The 19275-nt window shown below is 56.6% G+C and carries 16 protein-coding genes; 12 read left to right on the plus strand and 4 right to left on the minus strand.

Going from position 1 to position 19275, the window contains the following annotated elements; all coding sequences use genetic code 11:
- Window positions 1-123: 123 nt before the first annotated feature.
- Window positions 124-1083 carry a rhomboid family intramembrane serine protease gene (locus GURA_RS04900; RefSeq protein WP_011937897.1) on the minus strand — a complete coding sequence of 320 codons (960 nt, stop codon included), beginning with the start codon at window positions 1081-1083 and terminating at the stop codon, window positions 124-126.
- Between the two features lie 33 nt (window positions 1084-1116).
- Window positions 1117-1767, minus strand: coding sequence for a phosphatase PAP2 family protein (locus GURA_RS04905; RefSeq protein ID WP_011937898.1), 651 nt, complete (start codon window positions 1765-1767; stop codon window positions 1117-1119).
- Window positions 1768-2133: 366 nt separating this feature from the next.
- On the opposite strand from GURA_RS04905, the gene GURA_RS04910 reads away from it, so the two are divergent.
- A complete protein-coding gene (locus GURA_RS04910) occupies window positions 2134-2514 on the plus strand; it encodes a response regulator (protein ID WP_198134527.1) in 381 nt (126 codons plus the stop codon).
- 7 nt (window positions 2515-2521) lie between these two features.
- Here the strand turns inward: GURA_RS04910 and tkt are convergent, their stop codons facing one another.
- Window positions 2522-4609, minus strand: a complete 2088-nt coding sequence (gene tkt / locus GURA_RS04915; protein ID WP_011937900.1) for a transketolase — start codon at window positions 4607-4609, stop codon at window positions 2522-2524.
- 489 nt (window positions 4610-5098) lie between these two features.
- Here tkt and truD point away from each other — a divergent pair, with 489 nt between their 5' ends.
- From truD to GURA_RS04950, 7 genes are all read left to right on the plus strand, one after another.
- Entirely contained in the window at window positions 5099-6298 is a 1200-nt protein-coding gene (gene truD / locus GURA_RS04920; RefSeq protein WP_011937901.1) for a tRNA pseudouridine(13) synthase TruD, read from the plus strand.
- 58 nt (window positions 6299-6356) lie between these two features.
- The gene (locus tag GURA_RS04925) at window positions 6357-6680 is read left to right on the plus strand and encodes a DUF4212 domain-containing protein (RefSeq protein WP_011937902.1); all 324 of its coding nucleotides are present in this window, start codon (window positions 6357-6359) and stop codon (window positions 6678-6680) included.
- Window positions 6673-8202 carry a VC_2705 family sodium/solute symporter gene (locus GURA_RS04930; RefSeq protein ID WP_011937903.1) on the plus strand — a complete coding sequence of 510 codons (1530 nt, stop codon included), beginning with the start codon at window positions 6673-6675 and terminating at the stop codon, window positions 8200-8202. The genes GURA_RS04925 and GURA_RS04930 overlap by 8 nt, the downstream gene beginning before the upstream one ends.
- Window positions 8203-8357: 155 nt before the next feature.
- Window positions 8358-9599 (plus strand): putative nucleotidyltransferase substrate binding domain-containing protein, encoded by a 1242-nt coding sequence (locus tag GURA_RS04935; protein WP_011937904.1) that lies wholly within the window; start codon window positions 8358-8360, stop codon window positions 9597-9599.
- 8 nt (window positions 9600-9607) lie between these two features.
- The gene (locus GURA_RS04940; protein WP_011937905.1) at window positions 9608-10417 is read left to right on the plus strand and encodes a sugar phosphate isomerase/epimerase family protein; all 810 of its coding nucleotides are present in this window, start codon (window positions 9608-9610) and stop codon (window positions 10415-10417) included.
- Between the two features lie 98 nt (window positions 10418-10515).
- Window positions 10516-11340: a polysaccharide deacetylase family protein gene (locus GURA_RS04945; RefSeq protein ID WP_011937906.1), complete on the plus strand. Its 825-nt coding sequence runs from the start codon at window positions 10516-10518 to the stop codon at window positions 11338-11340.
- Window positions 11341-11822: 482 nt separating this feature from the next.
- Window positions 11823-12665, plus strand: coding sequence for a response regulator (locus GURA_RS04950; RefSeq protein ID WP_011937908.1), 843 nt, complete (start codon window positions 11823-11825; stop codon window positions 12663-12665).
- A gap of 108 nt (window positions 12666-12773) precedes the next feature.
- Here GURA_RS04950 and proC read toward each other — a convergent pair whose 3' ends face one another.
- The gene (gene proC / locus GURA_RS04955) at window positions 12774-13586 is read right to left on the minus strand and encodes a pyrroline-5-carboxylate reductase (protein WP_011937909.1); all 813 of its coding nucleotides are present in this window, start codon (window positions 13584-13586) and stop codon (window positions 12774-12776) included.
- A 444-nt stretch (window positions 13587-14030) separates the two neighbouring features.
- On the opposite strand from proC, the gene GURA_RS04960 reads away from it, so the two are divergent.
- The 4 genes from GURA_RS04960 to speA all read left to right on the plus strand — a co-directional run bounded on the left by GURA_RS04960 (window position 14031) and on the right by speA (window position 19139).
- Window positions 14031-14576, plus strand: coding sequence for a helix-turn-helix domain-containing protein (locus tag GURA_RS04960; RefSeq protein ID WP_011937910.1), 546 nt, complete (start codon window positions 14031-14033; stop codon window positions 14574-14576).
- 99 nt (window positions 14577-14675) lie between these two features.
- The gene (locus GURA_RS04965; RefSeq protein ID WP_011937911.1) at window positions 14676-15872 is read left to right on the plus strand and encodes a saccharopine dehydrogenase family protein; all 1197 of its coding nucleotides are present in this window, start codon (window positions 14676-14678) and stop codon (window positions 15870-15872) included.
- Window positions 15873-15964: 92 nt separating this feature from the next.
- Window positions 15965-17119 carry a carboxynorspermidine decarboxylase gene (nspC, locus tag GURA_RS04970; RefSeq protein ID WP_011937912.1) on the plus strand — a complete coding sequence of 385 codons (1155 nt, stop codon included), beginning with the start codon at window positions 15965-15967 and terminating at the stop codon, window positions 17117-17119.
- Window positions 17120-17231: 112 nt separating this feature from the next.
- Window positions 17232-19139: an arginine decarboxylase gene (gene speA / locus GURA_RS04975; RefSeq protein WP_011937913.1), complete on the plus strand. Its 1908-nt coding sequence runs from the start codon at window positions 17232-17234 to the stop codon at window positions 19137-19139.
- Window positions 19140-19275: the final 136 nt, after the last annotated feature.

The raw sequence follows: 19275 nt of genomic DNA on the forward strand, positions 1-19275 counted from the left end.
TGGGGTAAAACGTAACCCCGTGCCGATATCGGCTATGGCGGACCTGTCTCGCCGGTGCCGGCAATGAAATCATCGAACCTGTTGGCATCGATTTATGTAATATATCGGCTTTAAATTTGATTTCTAAAGTGCAAAATGACCCAGCGCCCCCCACCAGGCCGCTATCACCACAACGGCTCCGGCCAGCGCCAGCAGGGCGTTGATCCGCCGCCCGGGCCGCCCGTACTTCCCTGCCAGGTATTCCGTAACCAGGCCAAGACCTATGCCGAAGACAAAGCCGAACAGGTGTGCACCCAGATCTGTGTGTTCACCTTCTGTGCCCAACAATGCGAGCAGGGCCATGGCAGCAGCAACGGGGAGTAGCCGGCGCTTTTGCAGGTGGTGCCGGTAGTGCACCATGTTGAGGGCGGCGAGTATGCCGACGGCGCCGAAGACGAGGGTGGAGGCGCCGATCGAGCTATGGTCCGGCAGCTGCAAGCAGGCGTTGGCCAGGTTGCCGAGGATGCCGGCGCCGAGGAGCATGCTCCAGGCCAGCCCCGAGCCGAGCTCGCGGCAGAGGATGATGATGAAGACCCCGCCGATTGCCAGGTTGCCGAGAAGGTGCTGCCAGTTGGAGTGGAGGGTGAGGGCGGTGATCGGCCGCCACCATTGGCCGGCCAGTATCTTGGCGGCGTGTGCGTTGCCGAGGGCGATCCAGTTGATCGGGTGATGGCCGGGCAGAGAAATGTCGAGCAGGGTAAGGTTGTGGAAGGTGGCCAGGAGAATCAGGACCGACATGGTTGCCAGGGTGTTCTCCGTCAGGGTTCTTGCCGGAGGCAGGGGCGGGGGCCAGTTGCGGTTTTCCTTTTCAAAGAGGCGCAACTCGTCCCGGGCCGCATTGAGGTAGCCCACCGGCACCAGCAGTTGCCAGCCCGTAGCGCTCCGCTCGGTGCGGAAGGGCACGCCGCGTGCATCCAGGACCAGGGTCCAGAGGCGTACCTGCCGCTCGGAAAGTGTGCCGCTGTCTTTCCAGACTCCCAACTCCGGCGGGATTGCCAGCCACTCCTCTTCGCATGCCTCGATGTTATCTCTCTCCGGATCCATAACAGATAGTATCGCAGATACTCAGCAGCTTAACTAGAGAAAATGTCGGCCGGGAGGTGGCGACTTTATCAGGTAACGCCGGGTAAAGAGAGTCACGAGCAGACCTGCATAGGCACCCGCAATCACGTCGCTCAGAAAATGGTAATCCGTGGCGATTAACGCCGCTCCGAGGAGAAAGAGCAGGCCGGCGGCCAATGGGCGGTAACGGGGGTAAAAGCACCAGACAGCAGCAAAGAAGGCGGTGAAGACCATCATGTGACCGGAGGGAAAAGCGCCGCGCTCACCTGTGCCGTGAAAAAACTGAAAATCGATAGGTCCGCCGCCTGCCAGCCATGCCCGGGTATTGATGCGTCCGAAGATGAATTTGAGAAAGGATTTCAGCAGGAAGGCAAAGGGGGTGGCAGTGGCTGCGAGACGGAGGAACAGCGTCTGTTCGTTATGCCCTCTCCTGCGGATCAGGAAAAAGTAGGCTGTCCACATGACGGCGGTGCCGATGCAGACCAGCAGGAAAAGAAGATCGGGCATGTTTGCGGTGGTACGGTGCAGAATGGAACTTGACCGGAGTAGCTGCATTACACCCAGGGCAATCCCTCTGTCAAGGAACGCGATGCTGAAGAGAACGGCAGCAAAGACCAGCAGCGAGATCCCCGCAAGGTTTTTTGGCTTGAAATAATTATCGTTCATATAAATAGCGTTATAGCCTGTTTACGAGGAGATACCCAAATCGGATACCTGATGACGTCAGTCTCTTTTCGCTGAGCAATATTCATTGCATGGTATCACGCTTCGTCGTTAATTTTACGAATTTTTGCTTTATTATAACAAATAAATGAGAGTGTGCCTTCACCTGCGGAAGATAGTGGGGGAAGATTGCCTAATCAGCTATTAGACAGTTTATGGACCATATGGTAGTATCGTTAATGCCATTCGGTTAGGACAGGCATGATGGAAATGTCGATCTCCACTCCGAGGTCGGAAGGCACGACCTTCGCAATTTACCTCCCATCTGTCGGAGAGAAATCCATAGCGCAGAGCACATACAAGGAGACAATGGTGACAGGCAAACAAAAGAACGGTTACATACTTGTGATGGATGACGAGGCGTTTATTCGGGACCTTAGCATTGAAATGCTCGGATTTCTGGGCTATCGGGTAAAGACCTGCATCGACGGCAAAGAGGCCGTTGATCTCTATAAAGCAGCAAAAGTTGAGGGTAACCCGTTTTCTTCGGTTATCATGGACCTTACCATACCGGGCGGGATGGGGGGCAAAGAAGCCGCGCAGCTCATTCTCGCCTTTGATCCTGCCGCCCGCCTGATTGTTTCAAGCGGTTATTCAGCTGACCCTGCCATGGACGATTACGAAAGCCATGGATTCTGCGCCGCCGTCGTCAAACCATACAAGGTTGAAGAACTCGCGAAGGTTTTGTGATCCGTCTTTATGGCGGGCCATCCTCTTCCAACAGGGCCAGAGCTCGCCGGCAAATGTTTTCCACGGTGAAGCCGCATTCAGCCGGAACGACGTCACCCGGAGCTGAAGCGCCAAAACACTCTACTCCGAGGACATTTCCGTCCGAGCCGACGTAGCGGTGCCATCCTTGCGGCGCCCCTGCCTCAACTGCCAGTCGCCTGCTGACCTGCGGCGGGAGGACAGAGTCGCAGTACTCTTGCGGCTGCAGATCGAAGAGCTCCCAGCTTGGCAGTGAGACGACCCGGGTCAGGATGTTCCTTTCCAGGAGCTTCTTACGCGCTGCAAGCACGAGAGCCACTTCCGAGCCGGTAGCAATGAGGATCAGTGCAGGGAGCTTGCCTTCGGCATCAGCAAGGATATAACCGCCGCGACGGAGTCCGTCGGCTGTAGCGTAGCGGCTCCGGTCAATGATTGGGAGATCTTGCCGCGAGAGGAGAAGCGCCACCGGCCGGTCCGCTGTCTCCAGCGCCACCTGCCAGGCGACTGCTGTCTCATTGGCGTCCGCGGGACGGATCACCACCAGGTTCGGGATGGCCCTGAGTGTTGCCAGATGCGCTACCGGCTGGTGGGTGAAGCCGTCTTCCCCCATACCGATGCTGTCATGGGTGAAGACGTGGATTACGTGCAGTCCCATCAATGCTGCAAGACGCAAGGATGGGCGGAGATAGTCGGAGAACTTGAGAACGGTGGCGCCGAAGGGAATAAGCCCGCCGTGAGCTGCCATGCCGTTCAGAACCGCTCCCATGGCATGTTCGCGTACTCCGAAATGTATGTTGCGGCCGCCGTATCCCCTTTCCTCGCCGATCGCCCCTGGCCGGTCGACGGGGGGGAGGCCGGGGTTCCCGAAATCCCCCAGACCTTTCAAGGAAGTGTGGGGTGAAGGGTCCGGATCTGCCGATCCGCCGAGAAACGATGTGAGCCGGGGGGCGATGGCATTCATCACCATGCCCGAGGCGACCCTGGTTGCCATACCCTTAGAGTCTGCCTGGAAATCGGGAATATCCATGTCCCAGCCGGGGGGGAGCTTTCCCGCCATTGCCAGGCGGAGTTCCTTGGCGAGCTCAGGGTATGCTTCTTCATAGGCGGCAAACCGGGCATTCCATTCCGCTTCCCGTTTCTTCCCCTGTTTCAATGCCAGATGAAAGTAGCGGAGCGCTTTTTTGGGGATATAAAATAGCGGATCCAACGGCCAGCCGAGGTTTTCCTTGGTCAGCTTCACCTCTTCCGCGCCAAGAGGCAAGCCGTTGACTTCGAAGCTGTCCGGTTTGTCGGGCGAGCCGTGGCCGATGTGGGTGCGGATGAGAATGATGGACGGCCGCGACGTCTCGTTCCGGGCTTTGGTGATGGCCCTTCCGATAGTCGCCAGGTCATTGCCTTCCGCCACTGTTTGCACGTGCCAGCCGTACGCAGCGAATCTCCCGGCTCTGACTTCAGTGAATGCGAGATCTGTCGAGGCCGTCGGCGAGAGCCGGTTGTCGTCGTAGAGGCAGATGAGCTTTCCCAGCCCCAGGTGGCCGGCCAGTGAGGCTGCTTCTGCCGCCACTCCTTCCATGAGATCGCCGTCGCCGGCAAGGCAGTATGTGTAGTGGTCGATTATCTTGAAACGGGGCCGGTTGAAGCGGACGGCGAGGTGCGATTCGGCGATTGCCATGCCGACGGCGTTGCCGAATCCCTGGCCGAGGGGGCCGGTGGTTGTCTCTATTCCCGGTGCAACCCATCGATCGGTATGGCCGGGGCGGCTCCTCCATTGGCGGAATCGCTCAATCTCTTCCAGGGGGAGGTCGTAGCCGGTGAGATGGAGCAGGCTGTAGAGGAGCATGGAACCGTGGCCTGAAGAAAGGACGCATCGGTCGTGGTCGAGCCATCCGGGATTGGCCGGATTGTGCCGCAGGAATCGTGTCCAGAGGACAAACGCCATGGGCGCCGCTCCCAAAGGCATTCCCGGATGGCCGCTGTTCGCCTTCTGTACGGCATCGACCGACAGGAAGCGAATGGTGTTGATGCAGAGCGTATGTACATCAGCCGGGATGGAAGTGGACGATAGGTCGTTCTTCATGACACTATTCCTTGTTTTGCCTGGAGTGGCAAGGGACTTGGTAATTATCAATATACCACGTAGGGGCGATAGCACGGCTTCATCGTGCTTCGCCCTTGTTCGCAACGCCACCAAAGGCGGGCGAAGCAGATAAAGCGTTTGCTTCGCCCCTCCAATCAAAAAGGTATATCAGTAAATTCTATGTCCCTAACCCCGATGAACGGGATAAGTCCCTTCACGAAAAATTCTTCGCAAAAAACATGCAAATAATTTTTCTAAGGGACAAACGTTTCTCCGTGTTGTTTTCCGACCGGGACCGTCTGTCACATTTACTTATACATGAAAACATTCTAATGCATTGTTGGAATTGTGCAAATTTTTATAGAGTCCAGGGAGGACACCCGCCACGTTACAAGGGTGACGCCCTGCGTAATCTTGTTGAAAGATGGCGTATCAGCGGGTATGATGTGGCCGCACAGTACGGAACCATCACTGTCTGTGCGAGGAGGCATGTTGAAAACCTATCTGACAGCCGATCTGCCCGGCACGGGCGGGACGATCAAGGAGACGCCCGAGGACTTTCTCGTGGCGGAGATTCCGCTCTACCTACCCTGCGGCGAAGGGGAGCATACTTTTGCCGAGATCGAGAAACGGGGCATTACGACCCTTGAAGCTCTCCGGCGCCTGGCGAAGGCGCTCGGCATCGCCGAACGGGACATGGGGTATGCGGGCATGAAGGATGCGCGAGGGGTAACCCGGCAGACCTTCTCGATTCCGCGGGTGGCCCCGGATCGCGTGCTCGGGCTGGAGGTGCAGGGGATCAGGGTGCTCTCCGCGTCTCTGCACAGGAACAAGCTGAAGCTCGGCCACCTGCGGGGGAACCGTTTCCGGCTCCGGGTCCGCGGGGTGACAGCCGATGCCGTGCCGAGCGCATCTGCGGTGTTGTCGGTGCTGGCGAAGCGGGGTGTGCCGAATTATTTCGGCGAACAGCGCTATGGAACCCAGGGAAATTCCCACCTCATCGGCGCGGCGCTCCTGCGAGGCGATTACCGGGGGGCGGTGGACGCACTCATCGGCGATGCGGCAAAGGTGACTGACGAACGCTGGCGGGCTGCCATCGAGGCATACCGGCGCGGTGATCCGGACGAGAGCCTGCGTGCCTTTCCCGGCCATTGCCGTACGGAACGGGACCTGCTCCAGCGCCTGGTGAAACAGCCGGATGACTGGGAGAAGGCGTTCCGCGCGGTGCATCCACGATTGAAGAAGCTGTACCTGTCCGCCTTTCAGTCGTTTCTCTTTGACCGGCTGCTCGACGGGCGGCTCGACCGGCTTGATGAGGTGGTAGACGGCGACGTGGCCTACAAGCATGACAACGGTGCCTGTTTCCTCGTTACCGATGCGGCTGCCGAAGCGGTAAGGGCTGAGGCGTTCGAGATATCCCCCACCGGCCCCCTGTTCGGCTGCAAGATGAAGGAGCCGGAAGGAAAGGTGCTGGAGCTGGAGCGACAGGTACTGGATATGGAAGGGCTCAGCCTGGAAAGTTTCAACCTGACCGGCGGCCTGCGCATGGAAGGTGAGCGCCGTCCGCTCCGGGTGCCGCTTATGGAGCCGACTGCGGAGTGGGACGGGGAGGGGCTCGTGCTGGAGTTCGGCTTGCCGCGCGGCTCTTATGCTACCGCAGTGCTGCGGGAAGTGATGAAATCGGCCTGAGATGGACATGGGACGCTTTCCTGATAGAATTTCAGGGCAATGATCGAGGAGGTCAGCCATGAACGGCTCACAAGACCGCTATAACGTCAATTTCTTTAAACCCAAAAAAGGCTACATGCGGGATGAGGTCAGGATCATCCTGCTGATCCTGTTCGGCTGGGTGGTGGCGACCTTCGGCTTCCAGTTCCTGCTCTGGCTGCTTGCCGATACGAAGGGTGAAAGCTTTCTGACCCTGCGCACGTTTTTTACCCTTCCGTTCCATTTCTGGTTCACCGGCCAGTTTCTTCCCCTCTGGTTCATAATCCTCTGCGTGATCTTCAATATCTACACCGATCGTCTTACGGAAAGCCACAGCCGCAGGAGAGACAGATCCTATGACTAAAGATCCCGTTTCCATCTGGCCGCTCGTCATTGTCGTCGGTGTCCTGATCGCCTTTGTCATGGCCGGACTGCGTGCCAAGGCCAGGGAAAGCTCCGACTACGGCTTCGGCGGACGCTATATCGGCCGTATCGGCGGCGGTGCGGCAATCGCCAGCAACTGGATGAGCGCCGCCAGTTTTCTCGGCATGGCCGGACTTCTCTATCTCCACGGCTATTTCGCCTTCGCCTACATCATCGGCTGGACCGGAGGATACGTGCTTCTGCTCGTACTGATGGCCGGCCAGATACGGCGTTTCGGCAAGTACACCACCCCCGATTTTGTCGGCGACCGCTATGCATCGCCTGCGGCCAGGCTCATCGCAGCGGTCATTTCCATAACCATTTCCATCATCTACTGCATAGCCCAGTTCAAGGGGATCGGCATGGTCTTCGCCTGGCTCCTGGGGAGCGACTACACGAACGGCCTGATGGTTGGCGGGGGGGCGGCGGTTTCCTACGTGGTGATCTGCGGCATGCTCGGCGTGGCGAGAAACCAGCAGATGCAGTACTTTGTCCTCATCGTCTCGTTCATCGTCCCGCTCATGTTCCTTGCCTACAAGCTCGGTTATTTCTGGATTCTTCCCCAGTTCGGTTACGGGCAGGGGGTTCAGGATCTGGCGGGGGAGTTCCGAATCGATTTTGCGTCACCATTTGCCGCCGGTTCACTCTTTCAGTGGTGCGCCCTCTGCTTTACCCTCATGGTCGGCACTGCCGGACTTCCCCATGTCCTCTCCCGCTTCTACGTGGTTCCCAATATTCGCGACGCACGCTGGAGCCTGGTCTGGGGTCTCTTTTTCATCGCACTCATCTACTGGTCCGCCCCGGCTTATGCGGTTTTTGCCCGGCTTTTCGAAGCTCGCAGCGGGGCGATCCCTGATCCTGCTGTTGCCGCAAAGATGGCGGACATTGTCGTGTTGAAGGCGGCGGTAATGGGAGGGCTCCCTGACTGGCTGGTCGGCATCCTGGCCGCAGGCGCGGTCAGTGCGGCGTTCTTTACGGTAGCTGGGCTCCTTATGACAGGCGCTTCATCCTTTTCCCATGACATTTACTATCGGCTCATCAATCCGCAGGCTTCGGAGGCCCGTAAAATGGCCATTGCCAAGGGGAGCTCCCTGGCCCTGGCCGGCATCGTCTTCCTCCTGGCCCTGAAACCGCCGGCGCTGATAGCCGAAATAACTGCGGTAGCCTTTGCCCTGGCCGGAAACACCATTTTTCCCGTATTCCTCATAGGTATCTGGTGGGGACGGGCCAATCACCAGGGGGCCATTGCCGGGATGTTGACGGGGATCGTGATAACCTTCTCATCGCCGCTGTTCGGCGGCGTGGTCCCTTTCATTTCAACAGTTTTCCCTGTTACTGCTTCGGCACTGTGCGGTGCGCCGCTGGTGATTGCCGTGATGATAGCGGTTTCGCTTCTGACGCCTCCTCCTCCCGAGGAGATGCGGCGCTTTCTTGCCGAGCAGGTGCACGGGCATTTGGATTAGAAGCAGTCGGCGGTCGGCGGTCGGCGGTCGGCAGTCGGCAGTCGGCAGTCGGCAGTCGGCGGTCGGCGGTCGGCGGTCGATGGTCGATGGTCGATGGTCGATGGTTGATGTTGGTTCCAACCGCCGACCGCCGACCGCATTTACAGGAGTTTCCTATGGCGATTTTTCTTGGGGCAAAGGGTGGCGATATTCTGGCGACCCGGAGCGTCACCGACTTGATGGCCGGGTTGAAGGGAAAATTGGATGAGAAAATGGCCTATCTTCTTTCCGGCGAGGATGAAGACCTCCTGCTGGGTTTCAAGAGACGGCTTGAAGAGGAGCTGGTTTTTGAAGAGGACGTTTCCGCCCGCTTTGCCGACTGCATGGCGGAGCTGGAACGTGTGGAATATGTGGACCAGCTTCCTGACTTGCTTGAACGGTTCAATCGGACGGCAACCGATCATTTCGCCCGTCGTGGTTCGGTGGTGGCGCTTCATGAGTTATGCACCGCCTGTTACGATGTCGTAATGCGCAAGGCCCTGGAACTGGCTGTGGCCGGCATGGAACTGGACTCAAAGGAGAGCCCGGCTGTCCCCTATTGTTTTCTGGCCGGGGGGAGTGCGGGGCGCATGGAACAGACCCTCGGCGACGGGGCCGAATACTTCCTTGTTCACGAAGATTACTGTGGCGACTTTTCTGCATATTTCGAAGAGTTTGCCTACAGGTTCATCGCCATTCTGAAGTTGTGCGGGTTTGCAAGTGCCGGCAAACGTCCCCTTTCAGGCGCAGGGGTGTGGCACGGCGCCGGAGACGGGTGGCGGAGTTGGGCCCGAAACCAGCTGCATCATGGCTGGGATGGGCTGAGCGCCGGGCTGGCGAGTCTCGCCGACCTGCGCGGGATTTGCGGCGACGAGACGATGATTGCCGACCTGACGAGGTTTGCACGCAACGTGCTCATGGAGGAACAGCAGTCGGAAACATTTACGCCGGCAATGAGGAAGTTATCTTCCATGCCGGTGGCGCTCGGCATGTTCGGCGGTTTCAGGGTTTCAAGGAGCGGTGAGCATCGGGGAGAGTTCGATCTGGAGGCATTCGCCCTGAATCCGTTGGTCATGAATGTCCGTATCCTGGCAATACGCCATGGCCTGGCGGAGACCGGCACTGTCGGCCGGATCAAGGCTCTCCTCGACGGTGGACACCTGGGGGTGGAGCTGGCCGAAAGGCTGTTAAATGCTTACCATATCGTTACCCGGCAGAAGATCATCATGGAAATAGTTCATGGCGCCGTGATGACGGAGGGCTTTTTCCTCAATCCCGAAGACCTGTCGGCGGAAGAAGCGCATCGTCTGAAAATCGGCCTGGAAGCGGTGCTCAGCCTGCAGCGGATCGTTTATCAATCTTTCGCGGAGCAAGGTTAGGGACGACCATGCAGATTTCCCTCTCCACAGGAACTCTCTTTACCTTTCCCCTTGAGAAAGTATTCCGTATCGCCAAATTGGCGGGTTTTGACGGCGTTGAGCTGATTGTCAACCAGGAGTTCCAGAAGGTGAACAGTCGCCGGCTTGTGAAGGAACTTGCCGAAACCGTGCCGGTCTTTTCCATTCATGCCCCCTTTATGCCGCTGGACGGTTGGGGGAGCCCGATGGATTCATTGAAGAGATCCGTTGAAATTGCTGCAGACTGCTGCGTGCCTCTGGTCAACTTCCATCCACCCTCATGGCTTGGGGGGGAATTCAGGTACTGGCGCTGGTTGTACCGGATCATGGATTTTCAGGAGGAGGTGGGCCAAGGGGGGGTTATTGTTACCCTGGAAAACATGCCTTGGGTCGGAAGATTCAATATTAACCCCCATATCCTCTCGAACACGGAGAAAATGATCGAGTTCCTCCAGGAAAGGAACCTTTATCTCACCTTTGATTGTACCCATATGGGGTCAGGCAGGGCCAATTTCATCAACGACTTTTACCTGTTTTACAATACCGGCCGCATCAAAAATATTCATTTTTCCGATTACGGCCATGGCCGCGAACATCTCCTGCCGGGGCGCGGCATCCTTCCTCTTACCCGTTTTTTGAACCATCTGCGCAGTACCGATTACAGCCAGACTTTGACGCTGGAGCTGTCGCCCCACGAATTTCCCCGCGACGAGGGCATCATCATCGAGAGCCTCAAGGAGATCAAAAGCTATCTTGAGCGGGAGACGATGAAGAACTCTGAACATGAAAACCCCAGTTGATCTGTGTCTCGGATGCTTTAATTAATTTGTTTCCCGCAGGGAGTTTTTTGCTATAAAATACCCTCCAGCTAAAACTATTTCCGGAGGTTATTGTATTCATGAAGTCCCGTCTGCTCCTTTTCACCCTGCTGTTTTCCCTTGTCTGCGCCGTTTCCGCCAATGCCGCACAACCCGAGCTAAAGAAGAATACGCCGGTCTTAAGCCAGGCTGTGAACGTCCCCATTCTCCTCTATCACCGCTTCGGTCCTACCGTGGCCGATGGCATGACCATTACCACGTCGGTGTTCGAGTCCCACCTCAAATATCTCCGGGATAACGGCTACAAAGTCATCCCCCTGCGCCAATTGGTTGATTACTACCAGAAGAAGGGGCCGGCGCCTGCGCCGAAATCAGTGGTCATCGTCGAGGATGACGCCCATAAGACCGTTTACAGCGACATGCTGCCGCTGGCAAAGAAGTATAACGTGCCGGTGACGGTCTTCGTCTACCCATCGGCCATATCCAACGCCAAATACGCCATGACCTGGGACCAGCTCCGCGCATTGAAGAAAACCGGGCTGTTCGAAGTCCAGTCCCACACCTACTGGCACCCGAATTTCAAGCGGGACAAAAAGAAAATGAAACCGGCCGAGTTCGAGAAGTCGGTGGACGTGCAGCTGCGGAAATCCAAGGCAAAGCTGGAAAAGGAGCTGGGAATATCGGTGGACATGCTCGCCTGGCCGTTCGGCATCTATGACGATTATCTGCTGAAAAAGGCGGCCGAAGCGGGATACAAGGTCACCTTCACCATAGAGCGCCACCATGCCGGTGCTACTGATTCGGTCATGAAACTCCCCCGTTATCTGCTCATAAATGCCGACCAGGGTAAGGCGTTCGCCCAGATCCTGGCGGGAACTGCGCCCAAGCGGAATATCGCCTATTGATGCGAGGAAAGAGGAGCGAGGTTCTAGGAACGAGGAGTGAGGAACGAGGCCGAACAGGTTCTCCTCGAACCTCAAACCTCTAACCTCTAACCTCTAACCTCTAACCTCTAACCTCTAACCTCTAACCTCTAACCTCTAACCTCGTTCCTCTTTCCTGGAATCTTATGCAGTCTGAAGATAAAAACCCCAAAAAACATCCCTGCCCGGATTGCACCTTCTGTCAGTGGTGCTCCGATGATCGTTGCCGCATGTGCCTCGGGCAGGAGGAGTGCGGCAGGCAAAAGCTTTCCTTGGCCGAGCAGATAGAGTTGTTTGAATCAATGCAACGGGGTCGGAAGGACCGCTGATTGCCTCGTGTCGGCATGTCGTTGGTTTTCAAATATTTGGCGACGGCGGTGGAGAGCTGATTTGGCCTGGATTATGCAGGGCTTAGAGTAAATGCATTTGATCTCCCTATGCTTGATAACTGTACTGGAGCATCGATGAAAAATCGGAAGAGGCTGGGTGAAATCTTTGTGGCAAGCGGCCTGATTACGGAGAAAACCCTGGAAAGGGCGCTGGCCCGGTCGAAACGTCAGAATAAAAAGGTCGGCATGGTGCTCGAGGAGATCGAGATGGTAACCGGTGAGGAACTAGCGTCGGCCCTGGCCGTGCAATACGGTCACCGGGTGGTCAGCAACTTTGCCCGTTATGCGTTTCCGCCGGAACTGTTCAAGCTGATCCCGGAAGATGTGGCGATGCAGCACCTCCTCTTCCCGCTGAAAATTGAAAACAATAAGCTGGCTGTGGCAATGGCGGATCCTACTGAAACGAAGATCGTTTCCAACATTGCCGCCAACAACGACCTGACACTCGTCCCATTTATCGCCACGCGGAGGGATATTTTCGCCGCCATTGCCAGGCATTATCTGGGGCGGGACTTGTCCGCTTCCCAGGAGAAATCGGTACTGGTGGCGGAGGACAACAAGCTCGTCTACACAATGCTCAGCAACGTCCTGAGCAAAGAGGGATACCGGGTTATCCTGGCACTGGACGGGATGGATGCCTACAAGTCGGCGATCGCTGAATCCCCACACGTCATCATCACCGACAAGGAGATGCCGAAGCTGGGCGGCTACGGCCTGTTTGACGCTTTGCGCGGATTGCCGGAAACGAGGCATATCCCGATCATACTCCTGACGGGCGATTCATCGGCTGAGGAAGAGTCACGGGCATTCGAGAAGGGGTTTTTCGATTTCATCACCAAGCCGGTCAAAGAGGTCACCCTGGTGACGCGGGTGAAGCGGGCTTTTCAGTCGGTTGAGCGGGAGTTCATCAATCCCTAAGTCCGACAGGCTCCTGACGGCGAAGGTTCTGGCGATACAACGAAAGAAGGCGGGGATGTGCATCCCCGCCTTCTTTCGTTTCAAGGTCCTGACATTATCCATGCGTTATCATTTCTTGCCGAGTTCCATGGAACGAGCGGTCGCGGCATCCACGCCGTTGATGACGGCGCTGCGGAACCCGTCCTTTTCCAGGGCGTGCATGCCGGCAATGGTTGTGCCTCCGGGGGAAGTCACCTTGTCGCGGAGCACGGCGGGGTGTTCACGGGTTTCGAGCAGGAGCCTGGCTGTGCCGAATACCGTTTGCGCGGCAAGGCCGGTGGCGATGTCGCGGGAAAGGCCGTTTTTGACCCCGGCATCGGAGAGCGCCTCGATAAAGGTGAGGACGTAGGCCGGGCCGCTGCCTGAAAGGCCGGTGACCGCATCCAGCAACTTTTCTTCCACTACCCAGGCCTTGCCCACCAGTTCGAAGATATGGCGGGTAAGGGAGATGTCGTCGCCGGTGGCGTGGGCGCCTTTGCTGATGGCGGAGGCGCCTTCCATCACCAGTGCCGGTGTATTGGGCATGACCCGCACAATCCGCGGTGTCCCCGACAACATGGCCTCGATGGCGGTTGTAGTTATACCGGCCAGGATGGATATGATGGGCTTGTCGGGACTGATTGAGCCCTTTATGCCGTCCAGTACCTCGCTGCAGACCTGCGGCTTGACGGAGAGTATTATCACGTCACAGTCGGCTGCAACGGCATTGTTGTCATTGGAGACATTAACGCCGTAGCGCTCCCGGAGAAATTCCCGACGCCCTGCTGCCGGCTCAGCCACCGCAAGTTCCTTTGCCGGCATGCCTCCTGCCAGGAGCCCCTTGATAAGGGCCTCTGCCATGTTACCTCCGCCAATGAAACCGATTTTCTTGTCCTTCAGCATGGAGTATTCTCCTTTTTCCTCTGTTCTTGGGTTGTAACGCCATTTGATAGGTAATAAATCCGTGTTCAAAAGTCAATAAATTTGGATTAAGGCAAGATTCCCCACCGTTTTTTATTCCCTGCCGGTGCTTATTTTCTGTTGAAAAATGTAAAAACGGAATGCGCATATTTGCGAAAAATCAGCATTTTAATGTTTCTGCTGCGATGCGGTTTCGGTTGTTTATAAAAAATATTTTTGATGACAAAAAAAGGTTTGACATGCTAATTTATATATATTATAAACCACTGCCTGCGAGTCGAAGTTAAACATAAAGTTTACAAATGCTAAACTTGGCGTTAGACAGAATGTTTAGAATCGCTAAACTTGTTATTAGACAGAAAGTTTACTGTAGGTAAACTTTTCATAATACAAAATGTTTACGATTACTAAACTTGGGAGGTTTGCTTGAAGATTGGCGAGAGGTTAAAGCGGCTCAGAATGATCAACTCCCTGACCCAGGAAGAGTTGGCCAGCCGCGCTGACCTTACCAAGGGTTACATTTCCCAGCTGGAAAATGATGCTACCTCGCCTTCTATTGCAACGCTGAAGGACATCATCGATGTCTTCGGCGTCAGCATGCAGGAGTTCTTCAGCGAAGTTACCGACGAGGATATCGTTTTCGGCAAGGATGCACGGGTTCAGGCCACTGACGACGACGACAAGATCAAGGTCGAACTGCTGGTGCCCGGTGCCCAGAATCGGGAAATGGACCCGGTTCTCGTCACCCTCGACCCCGGCGAGGAGATGGATGAGCAGCCTTTTCACGAGGGGGAGGAGTTCGGTTACGTGCTTCTCGGCAAGGTACAGTTGAAGCTGGACGACAAGCTTTACACCGTCAAGAAGGACGAGTGCTTCTATTTTACCTCCGACAAGCGGCACACGGTGAAGAACGCCGGCAAGACCCCGGCGAAGATTTTATGGGTGGTGACGCCACCCACGTTTTATTATTGATCGTGCTGCGTGCTGCGTTCAGCGTGCTGCGCAATGATGGTTCCGCTGCGCGGAACAAAAGTACGCTGAACGCTGAACGCACAAGAAGGAGGCATATATATGAGCAAAGTATTGATAATCGGAGCAGGTGGAGTCGGCGGGGTCGTCACGCACAAGTGCGCCCAGGCGAAAGACGTAATCACCGGTATCACCCTGGCTTCCCGTACGGAGTCGAAATGCAAGGCCATAGCGGCCCAGATCGACTTTCCCGTGAAGACCGCCCAGGTCAATGCCGACAATGTGCCCGAGCTGGCGGAGCTCATCAGGAAGGAGCAGCCAAAGCTTGTTATCAACGTTGCCCTCCCGTATCAAGACCTGACCATTATGGATGCCTGTCTGGCAACGGGGGTCGATTACCTGGACACAGCCAACTACGAGCCGCTCGACACTGCAAAATTCGAGTACAGCTGGCAATGGGCGTACCAGGACCGGTTTCGCGAAAAGGGGCTCATGGCGCTTCTGGGAAGCGGTTTCGATCCGGGGGTGACAAACGTCTATACGGCCCTGGCTGCGAAAAAATACCTGGACGAGGTGCAGGAGATCGACATCATCGATGCCAACGCCGGCAGCCACGGCCAGCCTTTTGCCACCAATTTCAATCCGGAGATCAACATTCGCGAGGTCACCGCAACCTGCCGCCACTGGGAAAACGGCCAGTTCGTTGAGTCGCCACCGCTCTCCACCAAGCATGTCTTCGATTTCCCCGAGGGGATCGGCCCGATGAACATCTACCGTCTCTACCACGAAGAGATGGAGTCGCTGGTCAAGCACATACCGACCATCAAGAAGGCCCAGTTCTGGATGACCTTCTCCGACAACTACCTGAAGCACCTGGAGGTGCTGCAGAACGTGGGTATGACCCGCATCGACGAGGTGGAGTTCAACGGTCAGAAAATCGTGCCGATCCAGTTCCTGAAAGCCCTGCTCCCCGATCCCGGCTCCCTGGGGCCGCTCACCAAGGGGAAGACCTGCATCGGTGTCATCGCACGCGGCATCAAGGACGGGAAGCGCAAGCAGGTCTACATCTACAACATCTGCGACCACGAGGCGTGCTACCGGGAAGTCAAGTCCCAGGCCATCAGCTACACCACCGGCGTGCCGGCTGTGGTTGGGGCGATCATGATGCTCACCGGTAAATGGCACAAACCGGGTGTCTGGAATATGGAGCAGTTCGATCCGGAGCTGTTCCTGGAAACGCTCGGCCCCATGGGGCTGCCGACGGTTGTCGTCGACGGGGGCGAGTGGCCGGAACTGTAACGAAAATGTAGGGGCGGGGTTTCCCCGCCCCATGCCTGTTAATCATTGATCATGTCGGGCGGGGGTACCCCGCCCCTACAGAAGGTTGAAAATTGACCGGAATCGATATCGACAAAATCCTTGAGCTCGCCCCATCCCCTGCCTACGTGGTGGACCTGGGACGCCTCCGCCACAATCTCGCCATCCTGGACGAAGTCCAAAAGCGGAGCGGCGCCAAGATCCTGCTTGCCCTCAAGGCGTTCTCCATGTGGAGCGTTTTCCCCATCATCAGGGAGACCCTGCAAGGGGTCTGCGCCAGCAGCCCATGGGAGGCACGCCTCGGCCGGGAGGAGTTCGGCCGCGAGGTGCACAGCTTTTCCGCCGCCTTCAAGGAGAGCGACGTGGTTGATCTCCTCGAAACCTCGAACCATCTCGTCTTCAACTCCTTCGCCCAATTGGAACGCTTCCGTCCGCTCTGGGAAAAAGAGCATGGGCGGGTGTCGGTGGGCTTAAGGGTCAACCCGGAGCATGCGGAAGGGCACACCGCCATCTACGACCCCTGCGCGCCGAAATCGCGCCTCGGCATCCGCCGCGCCGAATTCGAAGGCCGTTCCCTGAGCGGAGTCGACGGGCTTCACTTCCACACCCTCTGCGAGCAGCTCTTCGAACCACTGGAGCGGACGGCCCGTGTCTTCGAAGAGAAATTCGGTGAATTCCTCCACGGCATGCGGTGGCTGAACTTGGGGGGCGGGCATCACATCACCCGCGAAGGTTACGACATCGACGCCCTCGTGGATCTGGTGCGCTATTTCCGCGAGAAGTATGACATCGAGGTGTATCTGGAGCCGGGTGAGGCCATCGCCATCGGCACCGGCATTCTCGTCGCCGAGGTCCTTGACGTAGTGCACAACGAGATGGAGATCGCCATTCTGGATGTCTCGGCCACCTGCCACATGCCCGACATACTGGAGATGCCATATCGGCCGGAAATCGAGGGCGGTTTCGCTGCCGGCGAGAAGGCCTGCACCTACCGCCTCGGCGGCCCTTCGTGCCTGGCGGGGGACGTCATCGGCGACTGGTCTTTCGAGGCGCCGCTGAAGGCCGGTGACCGGCTGGCCTTTCTCGACATGGCACACTACACCATGGTCAAGACCACGACCTTCAACGGCATCCATCACCCCCACATCTGCACCTTCGAACCGCAAACGGGGGAGCTGCGAATTGTCCGAAGTTTTACCTACGAGGATTTCAGGAACCGTTTGTCATAGATTTTTCTTCCCCCTTTGGGAAAGGGGGATCGAGGGGGATTTGCCGAAGTTGAAATCCCCCCTTACCCCCCTTTGTTAAAGGGGGGATTCGCATTTGTAAAGGTGGTTATTAATGGAACGCTGGTCAATCAACGACTCCGCAAAGATTTACAACCTCAACAACTGGGGCGCCGATCTTTTTTCTATCAACAAAAAAGGGAACGTTTGCGTCCACCCTTCGTCCAATTCGAAGCACTCCATCGACCTTCGGGCTCTGGTTGACGATCTGATCAAGCGGAAGATCAAGCCCCCCATTCTCCTCCGCTTCATGGACGTTCTGCAGGGGCGGATCGCCTCCATCAATCGCGTTTTCAAGAATGCCATCCAGGAGAACAATTACCCTGCCAAATACCAGACGTTCTACCCCATCAAGGTGAACCAGCAACGGCAGGTGGTGGAGGCGATCGCCAACTTCGGCAAGCGCTACAACATCGGCCTGGAGGTCGGTTCCAAGCCGGAACTGGTGGCCGGGATTTCCTTCGCAACCGGGAACAACCTCCCCATCATCTGTAACGGCTACAAGGATACCGAATACATCGAGATGGTCCTTTCCGCCACCAAGATCGGCTACGACATAACCCTTGTCGTCGAGAAGCTGTTCGAGCTGGAAAAGATCATCGAACTGGTCAAGAAGACGGGTGTTCAGCCGAAACTGGGGATCCGGGTGAAGCTCTCTTCCAAGGGGATCGGGAAATGGGCCACTTCCGGTGGCGAAGACGCCAAGTTCGGCCTGCGGATGTCGGAAATCATCGCCGCCATCGAGATGCTGGAAAAGCACGATCTCATCAAATGCGTGAAGCTACTCCATTTTCATATCGGCAGCCAGATCACGAAAATCGACAAGATCAAGACCGCCCTTATCGAAGGGGCCCGGATCTACGCCGAGATGAGGAAACTGGGGGTCGGCATCGAATATCTGGATATCGGCGGCGGCCTGGGGGTCGATTACGACGGCTCCAAATCCAGCAATTTCTCCAGCGTCAACTATTCCATCGAAGAATACGCCAACGACGTCATCTATCAGATCAAGAACATCTGTGAAGACGCCGGGGTGGAGTGCCCCAACATCATCTCCGAATCGGGGCGGGCCACGGTCGCCCACTACTCGGTGCTGGTGACCAACGTGCTCAACACCAACACACAGAACATCATGCCCGATTTCGAGGCGACCCTGAACGAGGCGGAAAAACTGGCCCCCACCGTCAAGAAGTTGGAGGACATCTACAAAAGCATCGACCGCTATTCGCTGCGGGAGGACTATCACGACACCCTCCAGCTGATTCAAGAAGCGGTCAGCCTCTTCAACCTGGGCTATCTGACGCTGAACGACCGGGCCATGGCCGAATGGCTCTACGGGAAGATCATTCGCAAGATCAACAGCATCGTGGAGAAGATCAAGCCGATTCCCGAAGAGTTGCAGAACTTTCAACTCTCGTTGCGGCAGACCTACTTTGCCAACTTTTCGCTGTTCCAGTCGGTTCCCGACTCCTGGGCCATTGACCAGCTCTTCCCCATCGTCCCGATCCAGCGCCTGAACCAGAAGCCGGACGTGATCGCCTCCATCGCCGACATCACCTGCGATTCCGACGGAGAGATCACCAGTTTCGTGGGGGAAAACGGCAGGACCAAATTCCTCCCGCTGCACAAGATCCGCAAAGACGAGGCTTACTACATCGGTTTCTTCCTGATCGGCGCTTACCAGGAGATACTCGGTGACATGCACAACCTGTTCGGAGACACCAACGCCGTGCACATCACCTTCAACAAGAAGACCGGCTACATAATCGATACGGTCATCAACGGCGACGCCACCTGGGAAAGCCTGAAATACGTCCAGTACAAGGGGCCGGAGATTCTGAAGCGGGTCCGCGACAACCTGGAAAAGGATGTGGCGCTACGCAAGATCTCCATCGAAGAGAGCAGCCATTTCCTGGAGCTTTTGGACAGAACGCTATTGGGGTACACCTATCTGGGAGAGTGAAAAGACTGTTCAACGTTCGAGGTTCGAGGTTCGACGTTGAAAACCACGTAGAACATAGAACGTCGAACATCGAACATCGAACATCGAACATAAAAAAAGCGCGGACATTCATTGCCCGCGCTTTTTTTATGGGTAA

The organism is Geotalea uraniireducens Rf4, assembly GCF_000016745.1.
Classification (GTDB): Bacteria; Desulfobacterota; Desulfuromonadia; order Geobacterales; family Geobacteraceae; genus Geotalea; species Geotalea uraniireducens.

Excerpts from the sequence above, each read along its gene's own strand:
- GURA_RS04965 (WP_011937911.1), top strand. The coding sequence starts at position 14,676 with ATGAGCAAAGTATTGATAATCGGAGCAGGTGGAGTCGGCGGGGTCGTC.
- GURA_RS04930 (WP_011937903.1), top strand. The coding sequence starts at position 6,673 with ATGACTAAAGATCCCGTTTCCATCTGGCCGCTCGTCATTGTCGTCGGT.
- GURA_RS04945 (WP_011937906.1), top strand. The coding sequence starts at position 10,516 with ATGAAGTCCCGTCTGCTCCTTTTCACCCTGCTGTTTTCCCTTGTCTGC.
- GURA_RS04940 (WP_011937905.1), top strand. The coding sequence starts at position 9,608 with ATGCAGATTTCCCTCTCCACAGGAACTCTCTTTACCTTTCCCCTTGAG.
- GURA_RS04935 (WP_011937904.1), top strand. The coding sequence starts at position 8,358 with ATGGCGATTTTTCTTGGGGCAAAGGGTGGCGATATTCTGGCGACCCGG.
- tkt (WP_011937900.1), bottom strand. The coding sequence starts at position 4,609 with ATGAAGAACGACCTATCGTCCACTTCCATCCCGGCTGATGTACATACG.
- GURA_RS04910 (WP_198134527.1), top strand. The coding sequence starts at position 2,134 with ATGGTGACAGGCAAACAAAAGAACGGTTACATACTTGTGATGGATGAC.
- GURA_RS04925 (WP_011937902.1), top strand. The coding sequence starts at position 6,357 with ATGAACGGCTCACAAGACCGCTATAACGTCAATTTCTTTAAACCCAAA.
- GURA_RS04905 (WP_011937898.1), bottom strand. The coding sequence starts at position 1,767 with ATGAACGATAATTATTTCAAGCCAAAAAACCTTGCGGGGATCTCGCTG.
- GURA_RS04950 (WP_011937908.1), top strand. The coding sequence starts at position 11,823 with ATGAAAAATCGGAAGAGGCTGGGTGAAATCTTTGTGGCAAGCGGCCTG.
- GURA_RS04900 (WP_011937897.1), bottom strand. The coding sequence starts at position 1,083 with ATGGATCCGGAGAGAGATAACATCGAGGCATGCGAAGAGGAGTGGCTG.
- truD (WP_011937901.1), top strand. The coding sequence starts at position 5,099 with ATGTTGAAAACCTATCTGACAGCCGATCTGCCCGGCACGGGCGGGACG.
- speA (WP_011937913.1), top strand. The coding sequence starts at position 17,232 with ATGGAACGCTGGTCAATCAACGACTCCGCAAAGATTTACAACCTCAAC.
- proC (WP_011937909.1), bottom strand. The coding sequence starts at position 13,586 with ATGCTGAAGGACAAGAAAATCGGTTTCATTGGCGGAGGTAACATGGCA.